General features: G+C 60.6%; 33 protein-coding genes. 18 read left to right on the top strand and 15 right to left on the bottom strand.

Annotated features, from left to right (window positions below; genetic code table 11):
- Positions 1–92: 92 nt before the first annotated feature.
- Positions 93–1,148, bottom strand: coding sequence for a permease (locus tag ATY02_RS23985; protein ID WP_068578191.1), 1,056 nt, complete (start codon positions 1,146–1,148; stop codon positions 93–95).
- 159 nt (positions 1,149–1,307) lie between these two features.
- Here ATY02_RS23985 and ATY02_RS23980 point away from each other — a divergent pair, with 159 nt between their 5' ends.
- The 3 genes from ATY02_RS23980 to ATY02_RS23970 are packed head-to-tail and all read left to right on the top strand — an operon-like array spanning position 1,308 to position 2,676.
- Complete coding sequence (locus ATY02_RS23980) at positions 1,308–1,631, top strand: ArsR/SmtB family transcription factor (protein WP_068578188.1); 324 nt, start codon at positions 1,308–1,310, stop codon at positions 1,629–1,631.
- The gene (locus ATY02_RS23975; protein WP_068578186.1) at positions 1,628–2,068 is read left to right on the top strand and encodes an SRPBCC family protein; all 441 of its coding nucleotides are present in this window, start codon (positions 1,628–1,630) and stop codon (positions 2,066–2,068) included. Before ATY02_RS23980 ends, ATY02_RS23975 begins: the two co-directional genes overlap by 4 nt.
- A complete protein-coding gene (locus ATY02_RS23970) occupies positions 2,065–2,676 on the top strand; it encodes a flavodoxin family protein (protein WP_068578184.1) in 612 nt (203 codons plus the stop codon). The genes ATY02_RS23975 and ATY02_RS23970 overlap by 4 nt, the downstream gene beginning before the upstream one ends.
- Before the next feature lie 99 nt (positions 2,677–2,775).
- Here ATY02_RS23970 and ATY02_RS23965 read toward each other — a convergent pair whose 3' ends face one another.
- A complete protein-coding gene (locus ATY02_RS23965; protein WP_068578182.1) occupies positions 2,776–3,450 on the bottom strand; it encodes a histidine phosphatase family protein in 675 nt (224 codons plus the stop codon).
- 227 nt (positions 3,451–3,677) lie between these two features.
- Here ATY02_RS23965 and ATY02_RS23960 point away from each other — a divergent pair, with 227 nt between their 5' ends.
- Positions 3,678–4,382, top strand: coding sequence for a glutathione binding-like protein (locus ATY02_RS23960; RefSeq protein ID WP_068578180.1), 705 nt, complete (start codon positions 3,678–3,680; stop codon positions 4,380–4,382).
- A 102-nt stretch (positions 4,383–4,484) separates the two neighbouring features.
- Here ATY02_RS23960 and ATY02_RS23955 read toward each other — a convergent pair whose 3' ends face one another.
- From ATY02_RS23955 to ATY02_RS23940, 4 genes are read right to left on the bottom strand one after another with little or no spacing between them, the layout of a single operon-like run.
- Positions 4,485–4,937 (bottom strand): response regulator, encoded by a 453-nt coding sequence (locus tag ATY02_RS23955; protein ID WP_068578177.1) that lies wholly within the window; start codon positions 4,935–4,937, stop codon positions 4,485–4,487.
- Complete coding sequence (locus ATY02_RS23950) at positions 4,934–7,258, bottom strand: ATP-binding protein (protein WP_068578175.1); 2,325 nt, start codon at positions 7,256–7,258, stop codon at positions 4,934–4,936. Before ATY02_RS23950 ends, ATY02_RS23955 begins: the two co-directional genes overlap by 4 nt.
- Positions 7,255–7,920: a response regulator gene (locus tag ATY02_RS23945; protein WP_068578174.1), complete on the bottom strand. Its 666-nt coding sequence runs from the start codon at positions 7,918–7,920 to the stop codon at positions 7,255–7,257. Before ATY02_RS23945 ends, ATY02_RS23950 begins: the two co-directional genes overlap by 4 nt.
- On the bottom strand, positions 7,917–9,083 hold the full coding sequence (locus ATY02_RS23940; RefSeq protein WP_068578171.1) for a sensor histidine kinase: 1,167 nt from the start codon (positions 9,081–9,083) through the stop codon (positions 7,917–7,919). The genes ATY02_RS23945 and ATY02_RS23940 overlap by 4 nt, the downstream gene beginning before the upstream one ends.
- A 169-nt stretch (positions 9,084–9,252) precedes the next feature.
- Here ATY02_RS23940 and ATY02_RS23935 point away from each other — a divergent pair, with 169 nt between their 5' ends.
- Positions 9,253–9,774, top strand: coding sequence for an SgcJ/EcaC family oxidoreductase (locus tag ATY02_RS23935; protein WP_068578170.1), 522 nt, complete (start codon positions 9,253–9,255; stop codon positions 9,772–9,774).
- Positions 9,775–9,817: 43 nt separating this feature from the next.
- Here ATY02_RS23935 and ATY02_RS23930 read toward each other — a convergent pair whose 3' ends face one another.
- Entirely contained in the window at positions 9,818–10,819 is a 1,002-nt protein-coding gene (locus ATY02_RS23930; protein ID WP_068578168.1) for an AraC family transcriptional regulator, read from the bottom strand.
- A gap of 246 nt (positions 10,820–11,065) precedes the next feature.
- Between ATY02_RS23930 and ATY02_RS23925 the strand changes: the two genes are divergently transcribed.
- Positions 11,066–11,839, top strand: coding sequence for an EAL domain-containing protein (locus ATY02_RS23925; protein ID WP_068578166.1), 774 nt, complete (start codon positions 11,066–11,068; stop codon positions 11,837–11,839).
- On the opposite strand, the gene ATY02_RS23920 is transcribed toward ATY02_RS23925, so the two are convergent.
- The 3 genes from ATY02_RS23920 to ATY02_RS23910 all read right to left on the bottom strand — a co-directional run bounded on the left by ATY02_RS23920 (position 11,830) and on the right by ATY02_RS23910 (position 12,812).
- Positions 11,830–12,138 (bottom strand): YceK/YidQ family lipoprotein, encoded by a 309-nt coding sequence (locus ATY02_RS23920; RefSeq protein ID WP_068578164.1) that lies wholly within the window; start codon positions 12,136–12,138, stop codon positions 11,830–11,832. The two genes, ATY02_RS23925 and ATY02_RS23920, sit on opposite strands and share 10 nt — an antisense overlap.
- Positions 12,135–12,509 carry a YceK/YidQ family lipoprotein gene (locus tag ATY02_RS23915; RefSeq protein WP_228022220.1) on the bottom strand — a complete coding sequence of 125 codons (375 nt, stop codon included), beginning with the start codon at positions 12,507–12,509 and terminating at the stop codon, positions 12,135–12,137. The genes ATY02_RS23920 and ATY02_RS23915 overlap by 4 nt, the downstream gene beginning before the upstream one ends.
- A 66-nt stretch (positions 12,510–12,575) precedes the next feature.
- A complete protein-coding gene (locus ATY02_RS23910) occupies positions 12,576–12,812 on the bottom strand; it encodes a YceK/YidQ family lipoprotein (protein ID WP_416220642.1) in 237 nt (78 codons plus the stop codon).
- 152 nt (positions 12,813–12,964) lie between these two features.
- On the opposite strand from ATY02_RS23910, the gene ATY02_RS23905 reads away from it, so the two are divergent.
- A complete protein-coding gene (locus tag ATY02_RS23905; protein WP_068578160.1) occupies positions 12,965–13,276 on the top strand; it encodes a hypothetical protein in 312 nt (103 codons plus the stop codon).
- Here the strand turns inward: ATY02_RS23905 and ATY02_RS23900 are convergent, their stop codons facing one another.
- A complete protein-coding gene (locus tag ATY02_RS23900) occupies positions 13,277–13,813 on the bottom strand; it encodes a DinB family protein (protein ID WP_068578157.1) in 537 nt (178 codons plus the stop codon). It abuts the gene before it with no gap.
- A 618-nt stretch (positions 13,814–14,431) separates the two neighbouring features.
- On the opposite strand from ATY02_RS23900, the gene ykgO reads away from it, so the two are divergent.
- Positions 14,432–14,581, top strand: a complete 150-nt coding sequence (ykgO, locus tag ATY02_RS23895) for a type B 50S ribosomal protein L36 (RefSeq protein ID WP_011062095.1) — start codon at positions 14,432–14,434, stop codon at positions 14,579–14,581.
- A gap of 81 nt (positions 14,582–14,662) precedes the next feature.
- Here the strand turns inward: ykgO and ATY02_RS23890 are convergent, their stop codons facing one another.
- Positions 14,663–14,857 carry a hypothetical protein gene (locus ATY02_RS23890; RefSeq protein ID WP_068578129.1) on the bottom strand — a complete coding sequence of 65 codons (195 nt, stop codon included), beginning with the start codon at positions 14,855–14,857 and terminating at the stop codon, positions 14,663–14,665.
- Positions 14,858–15,070: 213 nt separating this feature from the next.
- On the opposite strand from ATY02_RS23890, the gene ATY02_RS23885 reads away from it, so the two are divergent.
- From ATY02_RS23885 to ATY02_RS23860, 7 genes are all read left to right on the top strand, one after another.
- Entirely contained in the window at positions 15,071–15,955 is an 885-nt protein-coding gene (locus ATY02_RS23885) for a LysR substrate-binding domain-containing protein (RefSeq protein WP_068578132.1), read from the top strand.
- A gap of 180 nt (positions 15,956–16,135) precedes the next feature.
- Positions 16,136–16,972 (top strand): bifunctional allantoicase/(S)-ureidoglycine aminohydrolase, encoded by an 837-nt coding sequence (locus ATY02_RS23880; RefSeq protein ID WP_068578134.1) that lies wholly within the window; start codon positions 16,136–16,138, stop codon positions 16,970–16,972.
- A gap of 324 nt (positions 16,973–17,296) precedes the next feature.
- Entirely contained in the window at positions 17,297–17,449 is a 153-nt protein-coding gene (locus tag ATY02_RS23875; protein WP_124348017.1) for a PA0050 family protein, read from the top strand.
- Between the two features lie 53 nt (positions 17,450–17,502).
- Positions 17,503–17,640: a PA0050 family protein gene (locus ATY02_RS36205; RefSeq protein ID WP_228022219.1), complete on the top strand. Its 138-nt coding sequence runs from the start codon at positions 17,503–17,505 to the stop codon at positions 17,638–17,640.
- Between the two features lie 149 nt (positions 17,641–17,789).
- Positions 17,790–18,497, top strand: a complete 708-nt coding sequence (locus ATY02_RS23870; protein ID WP_068578138.1) for a haloacid dehalogenase type II — start codon at positions 17,790–17,792, stop codon at positions 18,495–18,497.
- A 153-nt stretch (positions 18,498–18,650) separates the two neighbouring features.
- Positions 18,651–19,106: a hypothetical protein gene (locus ATY02_RS23865; RefSeq protein WP_124348015.1), complete on the top strand. Its 456-nt coding sequence runs from the start codon at positions 18,651–18,653 to the stop codon at positions 19,104–19,106.
- A gap of 25 nt (positions 19,107–19,131) precedes the next feature.
- The gene (locus tag ATY02_RS23860) at positions 19,132–19,656 is read left to right on the top strand and encodes a GNAT family N-acetyltransferase (protein ID WP_068578143.1); all 525 of its coding nucleotides are present in this window, start codon (positions 19,132–19,134) and stop codon (positions 19,654–19,656) included.
- Positions 19,657–19,918: 262 nt separating this feature from the next.
- Here the strand turns inward: ATY02_RS23860 and ATY02_RS23855 are convergent, their stop codons facing one another.
- On the bottom strand, positions 19,919–21,931 hold the full coding sequence (locus tag ATY02_RS23855) for an acyltransferase family protein (RefSeq protein WP_068578145.1): 2,013 nt from the start codon (positions 21,929–21,931) through the stop codon (positions 19,919–19,921).
- Between the two features lie 1,081 nt (positions 21,932–23,012).
- Here ATY02_RS23855 and ATY02_RS23850 point away from each other — a divergent pair.
- Entirely contained in the window at positions 23,013–23,576 is a 564-nt protein-coding gene (locus tag ATY02_RS23850; protein WP_068578147.1) for a hypothetical protein, read from the top strand.
- Between the two features lie 24 nt (positions 23,577–23,600).
- A complete protein-coding gene (locus ATY02_RS23845; protein WP_068578150.1) occupies positions 23,601–23,993 on the top strand; it encodes a hypothetical protein in 393 nt (130 codons plus the stop codon).
- 67 nt (positions 23,994–24,060) lie between these two features.
- Here ATY02_RS23845 and ATY02_RS23840 read toward each other — a convergent pair whose 3' ends face one another.
- Positions 24,061–24,342, bottom strand: a complete 282-nt coding sequence (locus ATY02_RS23840) for a hypothetical protein (protein WP_068578154.1) — start codon at positions 24,340–24,342, stop codon at positions 24,061–24,063.
- A gap of 145 nt (positions 24,343–24,487) precedes the next feature.
- A complete protein-coding gene (locus ATY02_RS23835) occupies positions 24,488–24,817 on the bottom strand; it encodes a DUF2388 domain-containing protein (RefSeq protein ID WP_068578156.1) in 330 nt (109 codons plus the stop codon).
- A 381-nt stretch (positions 24,818–25,198) separates the two neighbouring features.
- Here ATY02_RS23835 and ATY02_RS23830 point away from each other — a divergent pair, with 381 nt between their 5' ends.
- Positions 25,199–25,633, top strand: coding sequence for a hypothetical protein (locus tag ATY02_RS23830; protein ID WP_141698146.1), 435 nt, complete (start codon positions 25,199–25,201; stop codon positions 25,631–25,633).
- Positions 25,634–25,817: the final 184 nt, after the last annotated feature.

Here is a 25,817-nt window from a genome sequence, read left to right as displayed (position 1 = left end):
GAGTATTTTCGGGATGAGCGCGGTGCCTGCTTTGCGGGTGCTGCGTACCCGGTCGCAGCCGCGCTGGCGCTTGGCTGCGTTCAGGGCAAGGGTTACAGCAGGGCGGCGCCCACCAGGCCGCAGACGATGCCGACCAGCATGGTCAGCACGGCCACGGTCACCAGCACCCGGGCGTCGAAGTCCTTTCGCAGCATCAGCAGCGAAGGCAGGCTGATGCTCGGCAGGGTCATCAGCAGGGCCACGGCAGGCCCGGTGCCCAGGCCCAGGGTCATCATGGTCTGGACGATGGGGATTTCCGCGGCGGTGGGAATCACGAACAGGGTTCCGGCGATTGCCAGGGGCACCAGCCACAGCAGGCTGTTGCCCATGGCTCCATCGATGTGGGGGAACAGCCAGACCCGTGCCGCGCCCAGCAGCAGGACGGCGAGGATATAGATCGGGATGGTGCTCCAGAACAGTTGCCGCAGGGTCTTGCCCCAGCGCACGAGGAATGGTTGCTCGTTCGGCGTACCGGCCTCCACCACGGCTTCCACGGCCGCTTCGGGCAGTTGTTCGGGGCGCGCCACGCGTTGGGCGACCAGCGAGACGCCCAACACCAGGACGATGCCGGCCACCAGGCGCAGGGCCGTGAAACCCCAGCCCAGGACGAAGCCCATGAACACCAGGGTCGCGGGGTTGAGCACCGGGTTGGCGATCCAGAAGGCCAGGGCCGCGCCCACCGACACGTTCTGCCGACGCAGGCCGGCGGCCACCGGCGCGGCGCAGCAGGAGCACATCATGCCGGGCAGGGCGAACAGGCCGCCACGCAGGGTCGAGCCGAAGCCGGCGCGGCCGAACAGGCGCAGCAGCCAGTCCCGGGGAATCAGCACCTGCAACAGCGATCCCAGGATCACCGCCAGCACGGCCGCTTTCCAGATCGCCAGGAAATACACCTGGGCGTAGGCCAGGGCCGCGCTCCAGGGGGAGGTCTGCTGGTCATTGAGGATCGAGGCGCCGATGCTGTGGCTGTCGGCGGCGGTAAAGGCCTTGAGGTAGTAGGGCGACCACTTCACGTAGTACAGGCCGATAGCGGCAACCAGCAGGAACAGCAGGGGTTTCCACCAGAGCGACCAGCCACGGGCAGGCTGGGTGGAGACGAGGTTGGACATGAAGGGGGTTTCCGCACGAAGACAATAAGTGCCGATTTTAGCCCATGGCCGATCCGGTTGCTGAATCGATCATGGCGCCATCTTTTCCGGGATGGAGTCGTTGACAACTAATAACTCAAAAGTTATGGTTTCGATTCATAACTTTTGAGCTATGTATTGATGAACACTTCGACTGACCTCCTGTTCAGTGCTTTGGGCGATCGCACACGGCGCAGCCTGTTCCAGAGCTTGGCGCAGCAGGGTGAGCAATCGGTGCATGCGATGACGGCCCAGGCCGGGATCTCCCAGCCGGCGGTATCCAAGCACCTGGCGGTGCTCAAGCGCGCCGGCCTGGTGCAGGACCGACGTGCCGGTCGCGAGACCTTCTACTGCATCCAGCCTGACGGGCTGGCGCCGCTGATCGACTGGATGAGCTTCTACAGCGAGTTCTGGAATAAACGACTCGATTCGCTGGAAGACCTGTTGGGGCGCATGGACACATGAACCCCATCCCGGATGACGATCGAACCCTGGTATTCCAGCGGCAAGTGTCGCATCCACCGGAAAAGGTCTGGCGTGCCCTGACCGAGTCCTGGTTGATGGACGAATGGCTGCTGAACAACGACTTCATGCCCGTGGTCGGCCATCGCTTCACGGTGCGTGCTAAGCCTCTGCCGGGCTGGTCCGGGATCACCCATTGCGAGGTGCTGACGGTGGAGGCGCCGCATCGGCTGGCCTACCGCTGGGGCAATGGCACCGAGTCGGTCAACGGCCTGCAAACCCTGGTGACCTGGAGCCTGACGGCCAATGCTGGTGGCACCCTGATTCATCTCGAACATTCCGGATTTGGCGCCAGCGACCAGCTCAGCGCCGGGCGGATCGGCGCCTTGTGGCCGGTATTTCTGCAACGCATGGACACTTTATTGGGAGCAATCGCATGACTTTGATCCAACCGCAGGTCGCCGTGGTCTATCACAGTGGCTATGGCCATACCGAGCGTCAGGCGCGAGCCGTTGCCGAGGGCGTGGCCCAGGTCCCGGGGGTACAGGCGGTGTTGCTCGACCTCGAGCAGGCCGCTGCACAGCTGGAACTGCTGAACCAGGCCGACGGCATCATCTTTGGCTCGCCCACCTACCTGGGTAACGTGTCGGCCGCCTTCAAGGCGTTCCAGGAAATGACCTCGAGCACGGTCATGTCCAATGGTTATACCTGGCGCGACAAGGTGGCTGCCGGCTTCACCAACTCAGGTGCCCAGGCCGGAGACAAACTGGCCACCCTGGTGCAACTGGCGCTGTTCGCCGCCCAGCACGGCATGCATTGGGTCAACATGAGCCTGCCGCCGGCCAACAACAGTTCCAGCGGTTCTGCCGCCGACCTCAACCGCCTGGGTTTCTGGCTGGGGGCCGGGGCCCAGTCGAATGTCGATGAAAGCGCGCAGACCGCGCCGCCGGAAGCCGATCTCGCCACTGCCCGGCATCTTGGCCAGCGGGTGGCCGAGGTCACCTTGCAACTGGTCCATGGTCGCGAACGGTTGGGGCGGGCGGCCTGAGGCGAAGCTGCGGTTGCGAAGGCGTCCCGTGCTTGCCTGCTGCCGGTCAAGCCTCCCTACCGGTTCAGCTCTCGCACTGCCTGCAATGCCCTGGGCTGATCAGCTCGGGCACTCATGCGCGCCGTTGTCCAGGCCCTGCTTGTAGCTCTGGCTGTGCAGGCTGGCCTTGCCATTGCGCCAGGTCAGGGTCAGTACGTACAACGAGTCGAAGTCGTTGGAGGCCCAGTCTTCGGTGATGGAGTGCTTTTCGCCCACGGCCTCTTCAGCGACCTTGTTGATCAACTCCGGCAGGTAGCCGTGGGACCAGGCGGTGTAGATGATCGAGTTGTGGTAGCGATCATGCAGCAGCTCGTCCGCCAGCTCGCTGGTGTCATTGGCGGCGAAGTCGATGTTCACCGGCAGGCCGAGCTTGATGGCGCTGGGGCTGATGGTCATCAAGGGGCGGATGTAGCTGTAGGAGTTGTCCAGCTCGCCTTCCTCGACGTTGCGCGTCGGGTCGGCGGCGAACACGTACTGCGCCTTGCCGAATTTTTCCGGCAGCAGCGAGGCCAGGTCGATGGCCCGGTTCAGGCCCTGGCAATTGAGTTGGCCAAGGCCGCCGGCGGGTTTTTCCGCGTGGCGCAAAAAGACCAGGGTCTGGGTGCCATCCGCTGGTTGTACGCGGCTGGCGCTGGATTCCAGTGACAGGCACAAAGTACTGCCCAGCAGCAGGGCGGGGAGTGGCAGGTAGCGGCGGTGCAGGACGTAGCGGGCAAGGCGGTGGGGCAAGTTCATGGGTTTGTCATTCTTGGCAGGCATTCATGATGGCTGACAAACCGAGGTTCCCTGTCGTTGCTTCGGCCTGTCGAAGCCGTGGGTTCTGAGTCCCTGGATGGCATTTGGTTCGATCATCGGCAGATTGAGCGTTGCTGGTTGCCGATTTAAGAATCGCCGACGGATAATTCCTCGCGATTGCCCGCCTGTGGCGCTGTTCCCCTTTTGATTGAGACTGGAAGCCTGTCATGACCGATCTTTCCGCTTTTGCCGTCACCCAGAAATGGCCTGCGCAATTTCCCGACTGGATCCAGTTGTACTCCCTGCCCACCCCCAACGGAGTCAAGGTCTCGATCATGCTCGAGGAGATCGGCCTGCCTTATGAGGCGCACCGGGTCAGCTTCGACACCCAGGACCAGATGACACCCGAGTTCCTCAGTGTCAGCCCCAACAACAAGATCCCGGCGATCCTCGATCCCCATGGCCCGGGCGAGCAGCCGCTGGCGTTGTTCGAGTCCGGGGCGATCCTGATCTACCTGGCCGACAAGAGTGGGCAACTGCTGGCCCAGGAGTCGGCGGCCCGCTATGAAACCATCCAGTGGCTGATGTTCCAGATGGGCGGCATCGGGCCGATGTTCGGCCAGGTGGGTTTCTTCAATAAATTCGCCGGCAAGGAATACGAGGACAAGCGTCCCCTGGAGCGCTATGTCAACGAAGCCAAGCGCCTGCTGGGGGTGCTCGACAAGCACCTGCAAGGGCGTGACTGGATCATGGGCGAGCGCTACACCATCGCCGATATCGCCACCTTCCCCTGGATTCGCAACCTGATCGGCTTCTATGAGGCGGGCGAGCTGGTGGGGATCGACAATTTCCCCAACGTGCAGCGGGTGTTGGCGCGCTTCCTGGCGCGTCCTGCGGTGATCCGCGGCCTGGAGATTCCCAAGCCGGCCTGAGGGAGGCCAGGCGTCCGGCCGGCGGCGACTCCGGGCTTGGCATAGTGCTGCCAGGCATTGGCGAGCCCTGCCGCCAGGCAATCCCTGCACGGGCCTGCGTACTCAGGTTCGCGCGGGGCGCAGCAGCTCGATGTGCTCCGGTGGCACCAGGGTGCGCAGGGTCTTGTAGAGCGCCCGGGTTTCCAGCAGGTTCCAGATTCGCAGCAGGGTTTCCAGGGCGTCGAGTGGCTTGCTGATGAAGTCCCTCGCGCCCAGGGCCAGGGCCCGCAGGCGGGTTTCGCGCGTGGCGTCGGCGGTCAGCACCAGGATCGGCAGGTAGTCGTTGGCCGGAATCCGTCGGTTGAGTTGCTCCAGTACCGCAAAACCATCGAACTCGGGCATGTGCAGGTCGAGGATCACCAGGTCCGGCTCGAAGCTGTTGAACAGCTCCAGGGTGCGCAGCGGCTGGGTGCTGCCCAGGACGTTGTGCAGCCCTTCGCGGGCCAGCAGTTGTTCCATCAGGTCAAGGTTGGGGCGCTGGTCGTCGATGATCAGGATGCGCATATCGGCAGTCATGTGGGCTCCGGCAAACAGGTTTCCAGGTGCGCGAGGAACACCGGGACATGGATCGGCTTGGTCAGGATCGCCGTGGCTCCGGCCTCGCGCAGGGCGCGATGGGTGGCCTGGCTGGCATCGGCGGTGATCATCAGGATCGGGGTGGTGGCGGTGCTGCCCAGGGCCCGTAGCCGCTGCAGTACCTGCAGGCCACAGAGGTCCGGCAGGTTCACATCCAGCAGGATCATCTGCGGGTTGTGCTGGCGGGCCAGGTCGAGGCCGATCTGGCCCTGCATGCTCGACAGCAGGCGGATGTCCGGGCGGCGCTGCAACAGTGTCTCGATCAGCGCCAGGCTTTGCAGGTTGTCCTCGATGCACAAGACCTTGCCCTGGGGGCGTGGCGCACCGCTTGAGGGCGGGGGGCTTGGCTGCGGCTTGGCCAGGGAGGGCGTGATCGCAGGTTCCGCCAGTTGCACGAAGGGCAGCTCCAGGGTGAAGCGGCTGCCCTCGCCGATGCGGCTGCATACCTGGAGGCTGCCATCCATCATTTCCAGCAGGCTCTTGCTCAGGGCCAGGCCCAGGCCGGTGCCTTCGACGCTGGGGTCGGCGCCCAGGCGCTCGAACGGCTTGAACAGGTGCGCCAAGTGTTCGCTGGCGATGCCGGCGCCGGTATCGATCACACTGATGCGTTGGCGTCCCTGGCAGTGGTTGACCTCGATACTGACCCGGCCGCCCCGGCGGTTGTACTTGATGGCGTTGGACAACAGGTTGAGCAGGATCTGTACCAGCCGCTGGCGGTCGGCAATCACTGCACTGTCTGCCGCCAGTGGCGGTAGGGGCGCCAGCTGGATATGGGCGTCGGCGGCCATGGGCGAGACCAGGGTCAGGGCTTCGTGCAGTACCGGGGCCAGGGCCACGGGCTCGACATTCAGCGGTAGGCGGCCGGCCTCGATCCGGGCGATGTCCAGGACCTCGTTGATCAGCCCCAGCAGGTGTTGGCCGGCCCGCAGGATGTGGCCAACCTGGGGACGCTGGCCGGCCGTGGAGTCCATGTCCAGCAGTTGGGCGAAGCCGAGGATGGCGTTCAGCGGCGTGCGTAATTCATGGCTCATGCGCGAGAGAAACTCGCTCTTGGCGCGACTGGCGCTTTCCGCTTCCTCGCGGGCGGTGCTCAGGGCGATCTCCGCGGCGCGGCGGTCGGTGATGTCCCGGGTGATCTTGGAAAAGCCCCGCAGCGCGCCGCTGGCATCGTACTGCGCGGTGATCACCACGCTGGCCCAGAACCGGCTGCCATCCTTGCGACAGCGCCAGGCCTCCTCCATGTAGTGGCCATGGGCGGTGGCCTCGCGCAGGGCCATGTCCGGGTGCTGCGGGCATTCTTCGGCCAGGTAGAACAGGGAGAAGTGGCGACCGATGATCTCCTGCTCTCGGTAACCCTTGATCCGTTGCGCGCCGACGTTCCAGGTGGTGACCCGGCCGGCGGTATCCAGGGCGAAGATCCCGTAGTCCTTGACGCCATCGATGATCAGTCGCAAGCGTTCCTCGTTGTCGCGCAGGGCGCGCTCGCGCTCGGCCAGCAGTTGCCCGGCCTGCACCAACCGTGTGCCTAGCTGGCCGATCTCGTCCTGTTCCGGCGCCTGCGGCAGCAGTGGTTGGCCCAGCGCCAGGCGCTGGGCATTGACCTGGACCTGCTGCACCCGGGTGACGATGCCGCGCGACAGCAACAGCACCGCGACGATGGCGCCGAACAGCCCGCAACCGGCGGCGAGCAGGGTGGCCAGCAGCAAGCGCATGCGGATCGCCGCAGCGGCCCCGGTGCGTTCGGCCAGCAGGGCGTCTTCGCGCACGCGCATGGCGCTGATCTGCTCACGCAGCACGTCCAGCACCCGTTTGTTGTCGATCAGGATCGCCGTCACCGAGTCGTCGTCGCGACGGCCATTGCGCAGGGCCGCCAGGCCATCGAGCTTGGTACGGATCAGGGGGGTGATGGTTTGCAGGTACTCGCGCATGCGTTCATCGCGCACATTCCGATCCAGGCGTTGCAGGGCCGCCTCGATCCGTGGGCGGGCCTGGAGGTAGGCTGGCAGGAAGTCTTCGCGACCGGTCAGCAGGTAACCACGCACGCTGGCGGCGGCTTCGGCCAGCAGGGTATGCACGGCCTGGATATCGCCCTGCACTTGCAGCACCCGGCGCACGTCTTCTTCGGCGCGGGCGGTCTGGCGCTCGGTGCTGTAGATCAACACCAGCGATAGCAGCAGGATGACCAAGGGCAGGGAGATCGCCACCAGGGCCTTGCCCCGTAGTGGCAGGTCGGCCCAGCGCCTGGCGTTGAAGAGATTCATGACCAGGAACCTCCCGGTTGCGCCACCAGGCCCAGGGCGATACCACGCACGGCGGCCTGGGTACGATCCGCGGCGCCGAGCTTGCCGATGACCCGTTCGACGTGGGCCTTGGCGGTGCCGGTGGTGATGCCGAGCGTTTCGCCGATCTGGCGATTGCTCATGCCGCCCGCCACCAGGCCCAGTACCTGGCGCTCGCGGGCGGTCAGGGCCTGGGCCGCGGACACCTGGCCGCCGCGTTCGGTCAGGCGCCGCAGCAGGCGCGCGCTGACGCCACCGTTAAGGACTTCTTCGCCCCGGGCGACCCGCTGCAGTGCGTCGATCACCTCGGCCCGGCTGGCATCCTTGAGCAGGTAGCCCACGGCACCAGCGGCCATGGCGGCTTCCAGGTGGTCGGGGCTGTCGTCCATCGTGAAGATCACCACCTTGACCGCCGGTTGGCGCTGGCCCAACAGGCGTGCGGTGCCCAGGCCATTGAGCCTGGGCATGCGGATGTCGAGGATGGCGATGTCCGGACGCAGTTGCTCGCACAGGGCCAGGGCTTGCTCGCCATCGCTGGCCTGGCCGACCACTGTCAGCTCCGGATTGCCTGCGAGCAGGGCGACGAAACCGGTACGGGTCACTTCGTGATCATCGGCCAGGACCAGGCGTATGGGGGCACTCATGCCGTGTGCTCCCGGGTCAGCAAGGGAACGCGCACCAGGATCCGTGTGCCACCTGCGGGTTGGCTGTCGCAGGTGAAATGGCCACCCAGCAGGTGGGCACGCTCCTGCATCGCCAGTTGACCCCAGTGCTCAAGGCCATGGACAGGGGGATCGGGCAGGCCGCGTCCATTGTCGCTGATGCACAGCACCGCCTGGTCCTGCTCCAGGGCCAGGCTCAGCTCGGTGTGGCTGGCCCCGGCGTGCTTGAGAATGTTGTTGATGGCTTCCTGGGCGATACGGAACAGGGCTGTTTCCAGAGCGCCTGGCAAGCGTTGCGGGCAGCGTTGTTGCCAGTGCACGGCAAGCCCGGCGTCGCGCAGGCGATCGGCCTCGCGATCGATGGCTCGCAGCAGGCCGAAGTCGTCGAGCACGTGGGGACGCAAGCCGCCGATCAACTGCCGGCCTTCGCCTACGCAGCCCTGGGCCAGCTGCAGGATGGCTTGCAATTGGTCGTGCAATGGCGTTGGCAGCGGCGGACAGCATCCGGCGAACCCTTGCAGGCGCTGATGCAGACCGGCCAGGGTTTGCGCCAGGCCGTCGTGCAAGTCGTAGGCCACGCGCCGGCGCTCGTCCTCCTGGGCGCTGAACAGGCGCTGCACCAGCTCCGACATGCTGCGCTCACGAGCTTGCAGGGCCTGTAGCAGCCGCTGGTTTTCCAGGTGCGTGGCCAGCAGCGTGGCCAACAGCTGCAGGGATTCCAGGTCTTCGTTGTGCACCGGGCTGATGGGCACGCTGTTGGCCAGGAGCAGGATGCCGAAGACCCGCCCGTCGGCACCCTGCAGGGGCACCCGGACCAGGCTTGGGTCCTGGCTGGCCGGCCATGGCTGTTCCTGCAGGGGCGAGCCTGCCTGGGCATGCAAGGTTTGCAGGTGCTCGTTGCTGCCGTGCCCGGCACTCAACTGCACCACGCCATCGGTGCCCCATTCCAGCAACAGGCCATGGTCCATGGCGGCGAAGGCGCAGGCTCGCTGCAGCACTCGCTGGCGTACCTGCGCAGGCGGCAGTTGCAGCAGCTCCTGGCCGGTATCCACCAACAGGCGCAGGCGTGCGGCGCGGCTCTGCGCCTGTCGGTACTGGCTACGCAGGGCCAGGGCGCTGGCGGGGTCGAGGGACGGGCTGGACATGGGCGGGCTCCGGGGCAGCGGTACGATCGGGGGAGGCAGGGCATTAGACCTGCTGGCTGGCGCTGCGCCTATCTGCCGAATGGCATAGGCCGAGGTTTCCAGTTGGCCGATGGCGAGCCGGGCGGTCCTTGGCACAGTGCAGGGCATTGAAACCCACCGGAGTCACTCGATGAAACTGAAAACCACTGCCCTGGCCCTGTGCTTGTTCTTTGCTGCACCGCTGGCCCTGGCCCTGGAGGCCACTCCCTACGTCTACCGCACCGTGGCCGAGCAACCGCGGGATGCCCGGGACCAGGAAATCGCCGGCCTGTTCGAGCGCTGGAACAGCGCCTTGCAAAGTGGCAAGGCGCAAGCCGTGGTCAGCCTGTATGCCCCTGACGCGGTATTGCAGCCCACCGTTTCCAACCTGGTGCGCAGCACCCCTGAGCAGATACAGGACTATTTCGAGCACTTCCTGGTGTCCAAGCCTGTAGGGCTGGTCAACTATCGGCAGATCCGCCACCTGGGGCCGGATGCGGCAATGGACAGCGGCGTCTACACCTTTACCCTGACCGCGGCCGATGGCCGGCAGCAACAGGTCCAGGCTCGCTACACCTTTCTCTATGAGCGCCTGGATGGGCAATGGAAGATCCTCAATCACCATTCCTCGGCGATGCCGCAAGTGCAGCCAGTACTGCAAGCCCGTCACTGATCCACTGTCGTTGCATCTGCGCCAGGCCCGTGCCTGGCGTTGGCTATTGCTCGCGATAGCGCCCCGGGGTCATGCCGAACCAACGCATGCAGGCCTTGTGAAAGCTGCTCTGGTCGCGAAACCCCAACAGTGCACCGATGTACTTCACGCTGCGCATGGAGTTGCGCAAGAAGCTGTGGGCGAGCATCAGCCGGGCTTCGTCCTGCAACGCCGAGAAGTGCACGTCTTCATGGCCCAGGCGCCGTTGCAGGCTGCGGGTGCTGACCCCCACCATCTTGGCGATGTGTGGCAGGTCGCTGGGGGCCCCCCTGGCCAGGCATTCGGACAAGGCCCGGCGGACCCGGGCGGTCATCGAACCACTGAGCAGTACGTTGAGCCGAGTGCGGGCGTACTCCATGTGCAGTACATCCAGGGCCGGGTCGGCGCTGGGCAGCGCGATCGCACAGTCCTGGCTGCTGAAGGTCAGGCTGTTGTGTGGTGCGCAGAACTGCAGGTTGTCTCCCAGCAAGTGCCGCAAGGCCCGGGTGTCCACCGGTTCCGGGTAGGTGAAGGCTGCAGCCAGGGGCTGGAGTTTTTGCTGGGGCAGTAGCCAGTGCAGCAGGCCCAGGGTCTGGGCGGCGCCGGCATCGACCACTGCCCGGGGGATCAGCGAGGGCTCGGCGGTGATATCGAAGCCGATCAGCGTCAGGGCATGGGGCTTGCGCTCCAGGCACATGCAGAAGCCGTTGCTGATCAGTGCGTGGTAGTCCACCAGGCGCTGCAGCGCCGTCCCCAGGGTCGCACAGGACATCACCGCGTAGCCCAATGCCTTGAGGTTGGCCGGGTGGGCCTTGTTGTAGGCCAGCAGGCCCAGGTCAGGGTTCCCTGTGCTGCGGGTGGCCTCTTTCATCACCTGATAGACCAGTTCCAGCCTGACGCCCTTGGGATTTTCATCAACGTCCTGGATGCTGCTGCCGAATTGCTTGAGCAGGGCGTCAACGTTGGCGCCGCCCTCTCTCATGACATCGGCGAGCACCCGAAAGCTGGCGCTGGTCATTCTGTGCATAGGTCTTCCTGGACTGGTGGCTAAACGATGCCGGTGCGGCCTTGGGCATGATTGCAATAAACAAAAGATCGCAGACGATTAAGCAGCGGGGCAGGTTCCCGAGGACAAGCGAAAGGTGTCCGGGAACACTTCCTCACGGACCGAGGGAGGGTCGATCATGGTCGGGCAGGGGCCCCCGGGGATCGCCGCGCTGGCTTTAGCGCAAGGCTTGCCGGGGGGGGCCGTTGTCTTGCCTAGGGATCAGACATGCAGAGCATCAAAGACTTTTATCGAGAGCTGGCCGATGGCCGCTTGATGCTGGCGTTCCAGCCGGTGGTATGGCTGGCGGACAGCAGTCGGGTGCTGTACCACGAGGGGCTGCTGCGGCGTATCGATGCCCAGGGTGGCGATACCTATCCCCTGGCCCACCTGGAGAAGCAGGCGCTGATGCGCGAGCTGGACCGCAACGTGGTGCTCTGCGTGATCGCCTGCCTGCACCGGGATGACCGCCTGCGCCTGGGTTGCAACATCTCGGCCCGTAGCGCGGTCATCGATTCCTTTTGGCTCGAGATCATCGAGGCATTGCGCGAGGCACCTTCGGTGGCGGCCCGGTTGGTCATCGAGATCACCGAAAGTGCCGCTCCGCCGAGTATCGAGGCCGCCAGCGAGTTTGTCCGCTGCCTGCGTGGATTGGGTTGCCGGGTGGCCATCGACGATTTCGGTGCAGGCGTGGGCACCCTGGAGTTCATCCGCCAGACCCGGCCCGACATCGTCAAGATCGATAAGGGCTATATCCAGCGCGCCCGTGGCGAGGCCAACAGCGCCCAGACCCTTGGTCACCTGGTGCAGTTGTGCAAGACCCTGGCGCCCTGCGTGATCGTCGAGGGCCTGGAAAGCATCGCCGACCAGGAGTTGGCCAGCGATTGTGGTGGCGAGTGGGGACAGGGCTATCTGTTCGGCCGTCCCCATGTGGATCGCCTGGGGCAGCGTTGCCAGGTTTCGCGGATGGCCCAGGAGTCGTGCACGTCGGATCAGGCGTAGCGCCGCCACAGGTCATAGGGCAAGAACAGCAGGTCCACGAAGCCATCGAAGGGCAACGAGACCATGACTGCGCTGACCTGGCAGATCACTATCTTCGAGCACTTGGAGTACAAGCGCCGATGAAATTCGTTGGTCGGCTCGATGAGTCCGAGTAGGCGCAGGGTCTCCTGGGTGCCCTTGAAGATCGAGAAGTCACTGACATAGTTGCGGTTCACCCGTGCCAGGGTGGTGCCGCAGCCGGACAGGCACAGTGACAGGCACAGGATCCCGGCTGTTTTAGCGATGATGCCGGTGCTCATGGATGGGGCTCGGTCAGTGATGGGCTGCCCTGGTAGTTGGCGGTTGCTGCAGGTGCGTCTTCAGGCATGGGTGGCTGTTTCTTGGCATTCAGGTTGCGCTTGGGGCGTTCCGGCTGCATGGCGTCATAGGGCAGCAATACGGTGTCGAGCAAGGCGTCGGCCGGCAGGGTCACGATGATTGCGATGGGGCACACCACCATGGCCCAGCAGCCGCCGGTGATCATCCGGCCGTAGCCTTCCAGGTCGTAGCCGGTGAGGACCTGGGCGCTGGTCTGGGTGCTGCGGTAGTAGCGGTCATCGCGCCAATCCAGCGCGCCGCCACGGGCCATGTAGGTACCGCAGCCGGCCAGCAGCAGGGTGTGGAGCAGCAACAGGGTGTTGAGGGTTCGGATGATCGGGATTCCATTCAGTGCCCCGGGCGCGATGCCGGGAGAGGGTCAGTCGTTGATGGCGTCGTAGGGCAGCAGCGCGGTGTCGGCGACTACATCCACTGGCAGGCTGACGATGGCTACTACCGGGCAGACGATGCTCATCCAGCAGAACACCGTGGTGTAGCCGGAATAGCCCGTGGCGCCGCGCATGGTCAGCAGCTCGACATTGGCCTGGGTGCCTTTGTAGTAGTCGTAGTGGCTGTGTGAGTTGGGCGTGCGGGCAATCAGGGTTCCGCAGCCCACCAGGCTGAGCAGGCAGAGTGCGATTACGACACGGAGGGTTCTGATGGTGCCATTCCTTAGCAGGGGGATTTTGCGCGCGCATGTTCGCAGAAGGCCGCTGTGCAGGCTAGATTGGGCGCGGATAAATAATCACGTGCCACCTGGAGTCGTGCATGAGGGATGTTCGTACCATCGATCAGTTGTTCGAGCCGCAGCCTGTGTCCTGGGGGTTGCGAGGCGATCCTTACCTGTGGCGGGCGATGGCCGCGCAGTTGGCCGCAACGCCCTGGCCGGGCAGCCAGCAGCAACTGGATGCCGTGCTTGCCGAGGCATTCGAACAACTGACCAGCAGGCCTCTTGATACCCAGGGGCATTTTTTCGTCGAGTCCTTTGCCCACGGCGGCATGTCCAGCGGTGGGATTTCCCCGTCGTTCTGGCGTGAGCGCGGGTTGCCGTTGCTGCGCCAGCGCTGGTCCGAGGCCTGATCAGAGCGTCGAGGGGATCAGGGCCAGCAGGTCGGTGCCTCCCACGTCCACCCCGGCCTGGAACAGCAGGGTCGTGGCCTGGCCGCGATGGTGGGTCTGGTGGTTGAAGAAATGCACCAGCAGGGCGTAGAAGCTGCGCTCGGCAGCGATACCCTGGGTGTTGCTGTAGTGCAGGACGGTGTCCAGGTCGCTGTCGGTCAGGGCGTGGGTAAAGTCCAGGATCAGCTGGTCCAGCCACTGGCGCTGTTGCCACAGCGAGCGGATCTCGGGGTATAGCAGGCTCCTGAGGTTTTGCGGGGTCGCCACCTGCTGCAACGGCGCCAGGGCCGGATGATGGGCGGGGTGCTGGGTAAAGCGCTTGAGCCAGATGGTATCGCCGGCCATCAGGTGGTTGAGGGTTCCGAGGATCGAACCGAAGAAGGCCTGCCGGTCCAGGGCGATCTGCTCGTCGGGCAACTGCATGGCGGCCTGGTACAGCTTGGCATTCATCCACTGGTTATAGCGGGCCAGCAGGCCCAGGTGCTCGATACGGTTCATGGCCGTTCCTTGTTGTCATCAGGCGGGCGATAGCTTCGCAAGGCCGGCAGCGCCAGTGCAAGGGGCGTCGCGGCGTAATACCAGCGTTCGCAGGCTCGGCAGTGGTGGCAAAGGCGGTGGGGGGATGAGCGAGGTGACGTGGTAACGAGCGGGCGTTTGCCATGACGGGGAAGACGACGCCGTGTTTCGCGAGGGTGCCGGCAGGCCGGCACCACGGGTTTTTAGTATCAGACCACTTCGTCGATCAGCGAAGTGCTTGTCGGTTTGACGCCGGTTGGGGCTGGGGTCTGGTTCTTGAACGCATCCCTGAGCTTTTCCAGGGCTTCTTTCTGTTCGGCTGTCAGGGGGGGGGGATTTGTCAGCCGGTGGAAGGTTGATGCCGGGCAGGGTGCCGCCACTGGTCAACGGGGGGAAAGGGCGATTGTTGATTTCCATGACACTGCTTCCATGAGTGAGGGTTGAACCCAGGTTAGCGGCCATGGATCGTCGGTCTTTAGTTGGCAGGTTGCCCATGGGTGACCAGAGACGACCTGCCATAAAGAGACTTTTTGTTGATAACCATTCTCATTGGAGAATAAGATATGTTATTACATTATTTTTGTTCTAGGAGTCGTCCCCATGAAAGTCCTGTCATCCCTCAAGGAAGCCAAGAACCGTCACCGTGACTGCCAGATCGTCAAGCGTCGCGGTCGCATCTATGTGATCTGCAAATCCAACCCGCGCTTCAAGGCCCGCCAGGGCGGGGCGAAGAACAGAAACAAGGGCTGAGTACAGCGTCAGGTTGGAGGGGCAGGGCGCTGTGCGAACTGCCCGCTCTCGACAGTGCCCCGGACCCGGGGCACAGGCTTTTCAGTCGTGCAGCAGGGTCGAGCCGTACTCATTGAAGCTGTTGCCCAGGGCGCTGCTGCCGTTGAGATTCAAATTGTTCACGCCGCCCCCGAGTCGGCACTTGTCTGAATAGCAGGGGTGGGTCGCCGAACTGGAGCAGGCGCCCAGTAGAAGGGTGGCGCTTATCAGGAACACCTTGAGGCAGCTCAACTTCATTTTCAGCATCTCCAGAGCAGGGTCAGGGATCGAACGGACCGCAGCCTCATCCTACTCTGTTACATGTTGATACATCTTGCTGCCCTGGAAAAATATCTGCCGTGGGCGCCTGATGTCCGCTGCGCAAGGCGTTGCCCCGTGGGGCGCGGGCCATTGTTTCCCTGGGCCAGACCCGGTAGAAAGGCGCCATGCATTCAGAAAACAGATATCAGTATGAGCGACATTGAGAAATCCAATAGCCGCCTGTTCGACCTGGATCTGCTGCGAGCCATTGTCACGGTGGCCGATTGCGGTAGCTTCACCACGGCGGCGACTCGCCTGCACTCCACCCAGTCCACCATCAGCCAGAAGATCCGCCGCCTGGAGGAGATGGCCGGGCATCGCTTGCTCGAGCGTGGTAATCGCGATGTGTTGCCTACCGAGGCGGGCGAGACGCTGCTGGGTTATGCCCGGCGCTTGCTGGCACTGAACGACGAGATGCTCGAAGCATTGTCCGGGGCCTCGGTGGCCTTGACGGTACGCATTGGCGTGCCGGATGACTTTGCCGCAGGCCGCACTACCGAGCAGTTGGCCGCCTTCAATCGACGCTACCCCCAGGTAAAGCTGGAGGTCACCAGCGGCATGAGCCGCGACTTGAGCGCCAGCTATGACCGTGGCGAACTGGACCTGGTGTTGCTCAAGCAACGCCAGAACAGCCGCGAGGCGCTGGCTTGCTGGCCGGAGAAGACCCGTTGGGTGGACAGCGCCAGGAATCCCTGCATCGACCTTGACCCATTGCCTATCGTGACCTTTCCGCCACGAGGGGTGTACCGCGATGAAATGATCAATGCCCTGGAGGCCATCGGTCGGCGCTGGCACATCAGTTTCACCAGTTCCAGCCTCAGTGGCCTGCAGTCGGCCATTGCCGATGGCATGGGCATCGGCCTGCTGCCGCTGCGGGCGGTGACGGCCGAACATGCCATGTTGCCCAAGGCCACCGGGTTGCCCGCGGTGGATGTCTTCGAAGTGGCGTTGCTGCACCGCCCGGCGGCGGACCCGATGGTCAAGGAGTTGGCGCGGGTACTGTGCCGTGTACTGGCCCAGGACACCCGTGGCTGAGGTGGCTTGGCATTTGATAAATGAATGTCATGCATTTTTGTATTTAATTTGTGCATGAGTGCGCCGCTGGATATCGTGGTTGCCATGGCGGTCCGTGCCCCTGGTACGCCGACCCGACGCTTTGTCCACCCTGGCACCCTTGATGCGCGGGGCAGCAAAACAACAACGAGGAGAGTCTCCATGTCCAAATCCACCTACTACGCGCCGCATGGCGGGCATCCGGCCCAGACCGAGCTGCTCACCGACCGGGCGATGTTCACCGAAGCCTACGCGGTGATCCCCAAGGGCGTGATGCGCGATATCGTCACCAGCCATCTGCCCCACTGGGACAACATGCGCATGTGGGTCATCGCTCGCCCGCTGTCGGGTTTCGCTGAAACCTTCTCCCAGTACATCGTCGAAGTCGGCCCCAATGGCGGTAGCGACAAGCCCGAGCAGGACCCCAACGCCGAAGCGGTGCTGTTCGTCGTCGAAGGTGAAGTGAAGCTGACCCTGCAAGGCCAGGAACATGTACTCACGCCGGGTGGCTATGCCTTCATTCCGCCGGCCGCCGACTGGAAGCTGCGTAACACCAGTGGTACCGAGGCGCGCTTCCACTGGATCCGCAAGCACTACCAGAAGGTCGACGGTGTGCCGTATCCGGAGGCGTTCGTCACCAACGAACAGGACATCGAGCCGCGGGTGATGCCCGATACCGAGGGCCGCTGGAGTACCACGCGCTTCGTCGACATGAGCGACATGCGCCATGACATGCACGTCAACATCGTCAACTTCGAGCCGGGTGGCGTGATTCCGTTCGCCGAGACCCACGTCATGGAACACGGCCTCTATGTGCTGGAAGGCAAGGCGGTGTATCGCCTGAACCAGGACTGGGTCGAGGTCGAGGCCGGCGACTTCATGTGGCTGCGTGCCTTCTGCCCGCAGGCCTGCTACTCCGGTGGCCCGGGTCGCTTCCGCTACCTGTTGTACAAGGATGTGAACCGGCAGATGCGCCTGACCCTGCACGCACCCCATTGATGGGTTGGCGGGGCGGGCAGCGATGCTTGCAGTCCTGCCTGTTGCAAGTCCAGAGAAAACCGGCGAGCGATCGCCGGTTTTCTTTTGCCCGCAGAACAGGTGGGCCTTTGGGGGCTGAGACTGCTGCCTGGGCGGTTGGCGCGACAGTATGTCGCACTGGCGCGTTCGGCGAGCCTGGTCTTTGCTGTGTCGGGCTCGGCGTAGTGCCGGTCGTGGTTGGTTCACGCCGGGTGAGGGGTAGAAGTGTCCAGCCCCTTGTAGATGAAGGTCAGGCTACAGAAAAGGACGCGTATCGTTATCGATATATCGACCAAGGAGGTCATGTTGAAAAAGAAGATGCTGGCGGCTTCGCTGCTGCTCTGGATGTTCTCGTTGACGGCTCAGGCAGACTGCGCAGTATTGGGCCCCTGGGACGATCCCTGCACGAAGCCGGTGCTAGGACCGACCCCGACGGTTTGCGAGTGCCCCAATAACTAACCTGTGTCCCGACAGGGGATATGGATTTTCGGTGACTGACCAGGAGGTTGAACATGAAGAAGGTGATGTTGGCGGTATTGCTATTGTGTGGTTTTTCCCTGACGGCCCAGGCATCTTGCCCGGTGTTCGGGCCATCCAAGGATCCATGCAGCGGTCCGGTGTTTGGCCCGACCACTTGCGAATGCCCTTGAGATAGCTTGCCTGGCGGGCCCGGCGGATGTCGGGCCTGCACTTGGGCAAGAAGGTTGTGAGGGCCGGGTGGACAAGGCCCAACGTGCAGCATGCGGGTTTGTCGATACATGGCTGGATCCTGGCGCCCCGACGTTACGGAGAACAGGCAATGAAGACGCTTCAAGCATTGGTTTTCGATGTCCAGGGGACCGTCACCGATTTTCGTTCGAGCATCGCGCAACAGGCGGCAGCCATTGCGGGTGCCCGGGCTCCCAGCGTCGACTGGGGCCGTTTTGTCGATGCCTGGCGAGGCAAGTATCGCCCGGCCCTCGATGACATTCTTTGTGGCAGGCGGCCATGGACGTCCGTGGATCGCCTCTATCGCAGCGCCCTCGATGAGGTCATCGAGGCGTACGACGTTGGATTCCTCGGCCCCGAGGAGCGCGAGCGCATCAACTTCGCCTGGCAGACGATCGCTCCCTGGCCCGATGCCGTCCAGGGCCTGCATCGACTCAAGGCCCGCTTCAAGCTGGCGACCCTGTCAAACGCCGACGTCAGTGCGGTGGTCAATATTTCAAAGGCCGGGGCATTGCCCTGGGACGCCATTTTCGCTGCCGAGATGGTCGGGACCTTCAAGCCCGATCCACGGACTTATGACATGGCGCTGCGCTATCTGGGCGTGGCTGCTGGCGATGCCATGATGGTTGCCTGTCACAAGTACGATCTGCTGGCTGCGGGGACCCTGGGCATGAAAACCGCGTTCGTGGCCAGGCCGCTGGAGTTCGGGCCGGGGGGCGATGTCGATACCGCGTTCGATGAGCGGTTCGATATCAATGCACGGGACTTCCTGGACTTGGCCGATCAACTGGGCTGCTGAGTCGCCAAGGTGGCAGTGGCGCCCTGGTGTTTTCATTCTGCCGATAGGCTTGTCAGGGACAGCGCGCTTGACTGCTCAAGTGTGAAAAGCGGTTTTCGTATCAAGGGCGTGTTCGAGGATAATGGCTGCAGCATTGTCCTTGGGAGCGATCCGGTGAAAGCAGTTTATGGCGAGGCCTATGTCGAGAAGTTGATCGACGCTCGAAGCTACGACGCCATGGCCACCCTGGGAGCCCATATCGAAGCGGCTGCCCCCTTACCCGGTGAGCCAGCCCTGGGCCTGCCCATACCCTTGTTTGTGTATGTGGAGGCCTTGACCTGGTTGGCCCAGTCCGTTCGGTCAGGTGCCTGGACATATTTCGAAGCGACACCGCTGTTGCGCCAGGAGGCGATGTGCCAAGGCCTTGCGCAGTTGGGTGGCGAGCTCTTCATGGGTTGGTATTGCTTTGGCATGCGCCATTGGATGGATAGCTCGAGGATGCGTGAACTGGACCACTGGCTAGACGAGTCGGAACAGGTGCAGGAGGCTTGGCTGGCAAGCCTGCTCGACTCGCACCGTGCCCGAGTCAAAGAATTGCTTTGCGCAAGGATCGAGCAGGTAGTTGGTTGAACATCGGACGAGAAGAGCACTAAGCATGACGGGTAATACTTCACGCCTGGTTTATCGGGTACCACAGCCTGGCGATGCGCAACGGCTCTTGTGTATCTACGGCGACCCTCGAACCCAGCTTTTCAATCCGGCCGGGCCAATGGCCGATCTTGGCGAGGCCGAGCGGTTGCTGGAGCGCTGGATCGAACACTGGGCCAGGTACCAATACGGCACCTGGGCGATTTCCAGTAGCGATGCCCCCGAGCAGATCCTGGGTTTTGGCGGGATTGCCCATCACCACTATCTGGCTGAACAGCGCGTCAACCTGGGTTATCGCTTCGCCGTTGAAGCGTGGGGCAAGGGCTATGCCACCCAGTTAGGCCAAGATGCCTTGCAGCATGCATTTGTGCAGCTTGGTTTGCCTGAGGTCTTCGCGCTGGTCCGGCCGGATCATGCGGCGTCCATCCGGGTGCTGGAGAAAATTGGCATGCAGCTCTTTGCCCAGTTGGATGATGTGCCTGGCCAGGCACCGAGCCTGGTGTACAGGGTAAGGCAAGGCCAGTCGAGTTGACACAGGTGTCTACTGACTCATGCTCCACGGCACGGCTCCGTCCGGTTCGAACCTGCACTGGCGACTATCCCGCCAGGCCAGGGATTATGAGAGGTCATGGGCTGGTGCTTGTGTACTTATGACCTGTTTCTTTGAATACGAAATGACTTGATGGCAGGACGGCTTCGCAACTCTGTACACGCTTGCCTGGGGCTTCAAGTTCTAAGGATCTACTGAGTTGTGGCCCCGCTATTGTGCGGGGCTGTGGGATGCCGGTTGGGAGTTACTCTCTGACCTTCACAGCTTGACTCTTCTGTTCTTTTTCAAAGATTTTTGAAAACATAGGAACTAGTTCATCGTCACCATGTTCGTTCAGATGGTCGTCATCATAATATAGCGGGATACCATTCTTGTCGCCGAAGCATTGGCCATCACGACACAGATAAGGAATTGGATCTAGTATATGAACTCCGCATTTTTCAGCTGCTGAGTTTTGAGCGTTCAATACAAACTCGTGACGGCTCATGTATTCATTCAGCGAGATTGAAACTCGACCGTAATCTCCGGGGATAGCCATTCTACGAATCATGGTCTTTGGTACGTTTATTTTTAACTCGGGTATTGGTCGGAGCATATAAACAGGTCGTGTTTTTGCAAGCTCGCAAGCGGTATCTATTATGCCGTTCTTCATTTCATCGAAGAATTCTGGGGTTCGTTCCGAGTAGAGCTTTGTAATGTATATGTCGGGTACAACAAGTTCTCTTGCCCGATCCGGTTCGTTCGCTCCAATGACGTAGGCGGATGTTCTGTTAATTATGATGATGGGCACGTTGGCAGGTAAAGATTTTTGTTTGTTTATTGCATAATCCAGAAACTCGGAGCATCTATAGTTGCTGTTGTTTCGTATTTTTATTCCTGAGATTGTTGCGCAGCTCATCAGTGACCAATCCAGGACATATAAGTCTTTGTTGGGCAGGGCTCTTTCAACTGATCTGACTATTGCGGCGGCATGACTATCACCTAACACGATGGCGCCTAATGTTTCGCCCCCGTACTTGCACTCTGGGACAGGGGTGAGTTCCCCTGCAAAGCATTGATCGGCCCTTGGGTTTTTTTTACTTCCTTCAGCTATGATCAGTTCGGCTTTTTCTGAAAAGCTCCTGTTTGGAACTCCGTTGTAGTTTTCAATTAAAAAGCTCGGTGCGAGAGTCATCAGTGCCACAATCATCAGGGCGGCGAATGCTCTAGGGCTGCTGATGGATCCTAGTGTTTTTCGGGATGTTTTCTCGATCAGGATGTAAGAAAGATATCCGAGAACGAATGTGGTAATAAGACCCGCAGTGATGGCTGGGACGCTTGTCTTCAACTCAAGATAAACAAGGGCTGCAGCTATTGGCCAGTGCCACAGGTACAGTGAATATGACCAGTTACCCACCCATTGGGCCAGAAGTGTGCCAGTGAAGTAAGAGTTTTGTCTTGAGGCTCCCAGTACAAGAACTGTCCCCAGGACAGGTAACATGGCATGCCATCCCGGCCAAGTGGTATTGGGTATTATGGTCATGATTGAATATAGGATCAGTGCAAGACCGATTATCTCGATGGCTGCTTTTATCTTGTTAGGCAGGCTATAAACGGAAAATATAAAAAATGCCAGGCCCCCGGCTAGCATTTCCCAGGCTCTGCTGGGCAGCAGGTAGAATGCAGCGGATGGATGTTGCTCCGATAAAATTACCGAAGTGGTGAACGATGCTACAAACGCTAGGGAGATTGTGACGAAGGCGGCGACTCGGCCTGGTTTTAGTTTCCAGATGGCTACTAGTATAAGTGGTAGAATCAGATAAAACTGCCACTCTACTGATAGAGACCATGTGTGCAGCAGCCATTTGTCATAAGATACTGCATCGAAATATCCGGATTCGTTCCAGAATTGTATGTTGGATAAAAATGTTATAGCGGATATTATGTGGTGGGCCAGTGTCTCATATTCTGTTTCTGTCAGGTAAAACCAGCCAGCGATAGTAACCGTGATGCAGAGAACCAGCAGGGCAGGGAGGATCCTTTTGGCTCGTGCCAGGTAAAAGTTTAAAACTGAAAATTTCCCATCCTTTTCAAGAGCGTTGACAATAATTGCTGTCATCAGGAATCCGGAGATTACAAAAAAAATATCGACTCCGACAAAACCTCCAGAAAAACCGTAGATGCTGAAGTGATAGAGTATTACAGAAACAACCGCCCAAGCTCTTAGTCCGTTAATATCTTTTCGGAAATGTAGATCAGGCTTTTCAAACTTAGTCATGCTTGCTGCGACCTGTTGGAGTTGTGTTTGGCGGCAGAGGTACCGCTTAAAACTTGCGAAGTCTACAGGAAGCCATTCTTTTTTGTTTGAAAATTGATCGGGTTTGACAGTGTTTTTTTTCTTTTATGGATACGTGTCGCCTAGTAAACGTGCTACTGCCATCAATGGCTGCTCAAGAAGAACATACGGCGGTACTGCAAAGAGCGTACAAATGGCAGCCGAGGCAGGTAGCTATACCAGTTTTTGGCCCGGCGGCCGATCGGTAAGAGGGCTGCTTATACAAAGACGAGTTGAATCAATAAGCTGCGTTGAAAGATATGTGTACGCTAGGTTTGAGTTCGACAAGCTTGCTCTTCCAGTGGCGCTTCATGATCCCGCGATGTCTTGCCAAAGCTCTTGCACTTGGCTAAGGCCGTGGGTCTTGGTTATTTACTCAACGTGCGCCTAACAGCTATTGCATAAGGACATGTCTGCCCAGATCGACTGGTGAAAATTCGATTCCTGGGGTCGTACGTACACGGTTTGACTCTGCACATGTTCGACGAGTGGCTGGCATTTACGATGCTGGCACCTTAAGGCAGATCGCCCAACCTACTTGCTAGGTGTGTTTGAGAGTACTGGTTCGTTTAGGGCATGCGAGGTGCAGAGGTATGAAATCGGTGTGCGATCAACAGATTGCTGGACAACGGCTACGCTCTATCGGCAATAAGAATGTGAGGGCTGAACGGCTGTCTCCGATTTGGCTGGCTTTCTGAAGAGTGAGACACGGACATACCTGCCAAGCACCCATATGGTGAACAGTCGCTCGATGGCGTTGCGTTTTCAGTGCTTGGGGTGATCAATCAGGCGGTCACTGAGGCAGGGCTGTCGATAAGGAGATCGGTAGCCACTTACTAGGCTTAACGCTTTGCCATCACAGCATTCCTTTCCTTAGGGGATTAGGGGCTCAGCAAAACTGGGCTGCCGATGGTCTTCTCGGTTTCTTGTACAGGGCCTAGGACGAATGTACTAGATAGCCCTTTGCCTTATGTTCAGGGTGTGAAGCTATTGTCTTCACCGATAATGGCAAAGGGACGGCCCCATGATGGCTTTTACCAAGCAGCTTTTGCCTGCCGCATTACTGTGCAGTGCCCTGGCTGCCCAGGCGGGCGATGTGCAGATGGGCGATTTCTGGGTGGTTCACTACCAGGGTGGCCTGGGCAAGCACCAGGTGTTCATCGCCGACGGCGACCCCAATAACATCTACAGCCGCCCAGGTGGCGCGAAATCATTGGGCGTCTATCAACATTACGAAGAGCCCGGTAAGCCCACCTTCACCGCTTGGGATGTCGAAGTCGATTGTGCGAAGAACCGCGTGCGGATCACCGGCGCGCAGGAAGTTCGCAGCCTGTTCAATGAACTTCGCAACGTAAAGTATTCCGACCAATGGCAGAGCAAGCCTGACACCTGGCTGGCGCAAAGCCGTGACTTCGTATGCAAGCCGGCTGAACGCCAGGCCAAGAAGATGGAGCGCTTGGGGGTAATGTCTGCATCGCAAATGAGCAAGGCCGGGCCGCAGCTGTTCCAGATACTGAACCGCGAGACCGCCAAGGCGGCCATCATGCAGCAGATAGATGAAGGATTCGCACAGATGTCTGCCAAGTAAAGCGGCCTCCAGGGAGAAGACCTTATGAATCGATTACTCATGTTGGCCCTGTTGGCCACCTTGCTCAGCGGCTGCGCATCACTGGCAGCCAGCAGTGCCTGGAAAGATCGCCCAGTGGGCGAGTTGATCGACTTCTTCGGTGTGCCAAGGCGGGTCATGGTGGTGCCGGATGAGGATTTGGTAGTGCTCAGGTATGTACGCGACAGTAGTTATGTCACGCGTGAAGCCGCGGGTACTTACACGGGGCCGCAGAACGGGCAACTTGTGCATGCAGAGTATTGGGAAGACGTGCAGCACTCGGGCAGTTGTGAGATCGATGTGTTCATCAACAGAGCGCGACTGGTGCAAAAGGTGCGGACGAAAGGGCGCTGTGCCGCTATCGAGATGGCACCGCAGACTCGGTCGGTTTCAGGGTAGCGAACGGGCCACTGGCGACGACCAGGGGCGGGATGGCTGTCGTCCCCTGCCATCCCTTGCCAGTTCCCTAGCGACGTGGGCAGCTAATCTTGAAGGTTCGAATGGAAAGCGCTTCATTGCGAGCGTCTTTCTCGTTCTGAGCACTCATTGAGTAGCTGCCGTCCTGGTAGCTTTGGGCCAGGAGTGCGTTATTACGATCAATTTCACTGAAAAGGTGAGCGCACTCGATGGCCTTCGCCTCGGCGGACGCAGGGGTAGGTGCATTTTCTACATCGAGAACATATTGAGATTTTTCATAAGCACAACCTACCAGGGTTGAAAGTGCCAACATTGCAGCGATCTTCTTCATGTTATTTCCATATAGTTTGCGAACGTCCTAGCGGTGGGTTCACAGGGAAGGGGGGATCAGGGGATTACAGCCTTGGCCGGTTCATCGCTAGTGCGCTTGTGTTGTCGTCCGAGTGCTTCGAAGCCGGTCATTGGCCAATAGGTTTTTAGGAAGAGGCCGCGATTGCCAAGGCAAATTGTTCGTCGCTCATGTATGGGGGATCGTAGGCTGCATGGTAGTAGCGAACGGCCTGTTCGAACTGAGGTCCTCGGATTTCGCCATCTGAACCAATGAAGGCAAGAGCGTCAGTCTTGGCTGACTGGGTAAGGCTATTCATAGCCATCGTAGTGCCCCCCGTGGTCGCCACGACGAGAAAGCTGGGGGCCAGTGTGGTAATGACCAGAGTCCTTTCCACCGGGTCGTGTATTTCATAGGCTGCAACCTGGCTACTCATTGATGCACATAGGATTACCGCCAGAGCCTTGCGTGAACCCATCCTAACTACTTCCTTGTTATCTAGCGAAAGGCGCAACGATATCAGGAGCGGGCTCTTGCTAGAAGCAGGCTGCAGCTGGCAGCGAACCCAGCCATTCTATGACGAGTCGATGGCTGTTGCGGCCGAAAGGCGTGAGCTGATTTTGACGTCGACCAGCTACTACATGAAGGCCCTTGTCGGGCTTATGGTCGGGGCGATCGATGGGTAGGGCTGGCTTCCGCCCGATTGCCTGGAGTTGACTGACAAAGTAGGGGATTTCGGTTATTCAGTACTGGTTGTATGAACAGTATTTTAGTGAGATAGTTTTGCCATTCCTCGGGCTCATGGAGAACGCATTCCGTTCCATGCTGGCGTCACCTTGTATGAACCCGTGCGAAGGCCTTGAGTCTCGAAAAATCGCCTTTTGAGCGACATGAATGCGGAACCTTCCGCGATAAATCATTCGACTCGATAGGTGAAAAAATGGCTGAACAAATGGGTTCAAGTTTCAAGACGTTTGTGGGAGAAGGCGTCTCGGTAATCTTCACTCCTGCACAGAACGTCAACGGTGCTGTCGTTCGTACTGCAACCATGCACATTGGGTCTTCGTATGGAGCCCTGACCACTGGCCCGACCCCGCCCAAGGACTACTGGAACATCACGACCCCTTCGATTCTTATGGTCCGCGGCGCGGCCCCATCAGGAGGAGGTGGTTTTCCAGGCGCGGCCTCGGCATTGCCGTTCCAAGTGACTATTCCAGCAGGCCAGGGGCTGTGGGTGATCATGGGCGCAGGCGCTAATGGCGGCGCTTGTGTGACGTACGATCTGCTTCCTTGATCGACAGTTGAGCTGACGGCAGGGGAGTTCAGCGGACTCATGTGAGCTTCCTTGTCGAACTTCAACTCCGGTACAGGGAGCGGGCGGCTCCATCAGCGAGCTGCCAAGGTTTGCTTACGAAACTGGCCGTTGGTTGTTACGAGCTGCAGGTCGGCTTGCTATTGATCAAACAGTGATACTGATC

The sequence above is a fragment of the Pseudomonas sp. BIOMIG1BAC genome (genome assembly GCF_001705995.2).
In the GTDB taxonomy this organism is placed as follows: Bacteria; Pseudomonadota; Gammaproteobacteria; order Pseudomonadales; family Pseudomonadaceae; genus Aquipseudomonas; species Aquipseudomonas sessilinigenes.
This window is presented reverse-complemented; position numbering and strand designations above follow the sequence as displayed.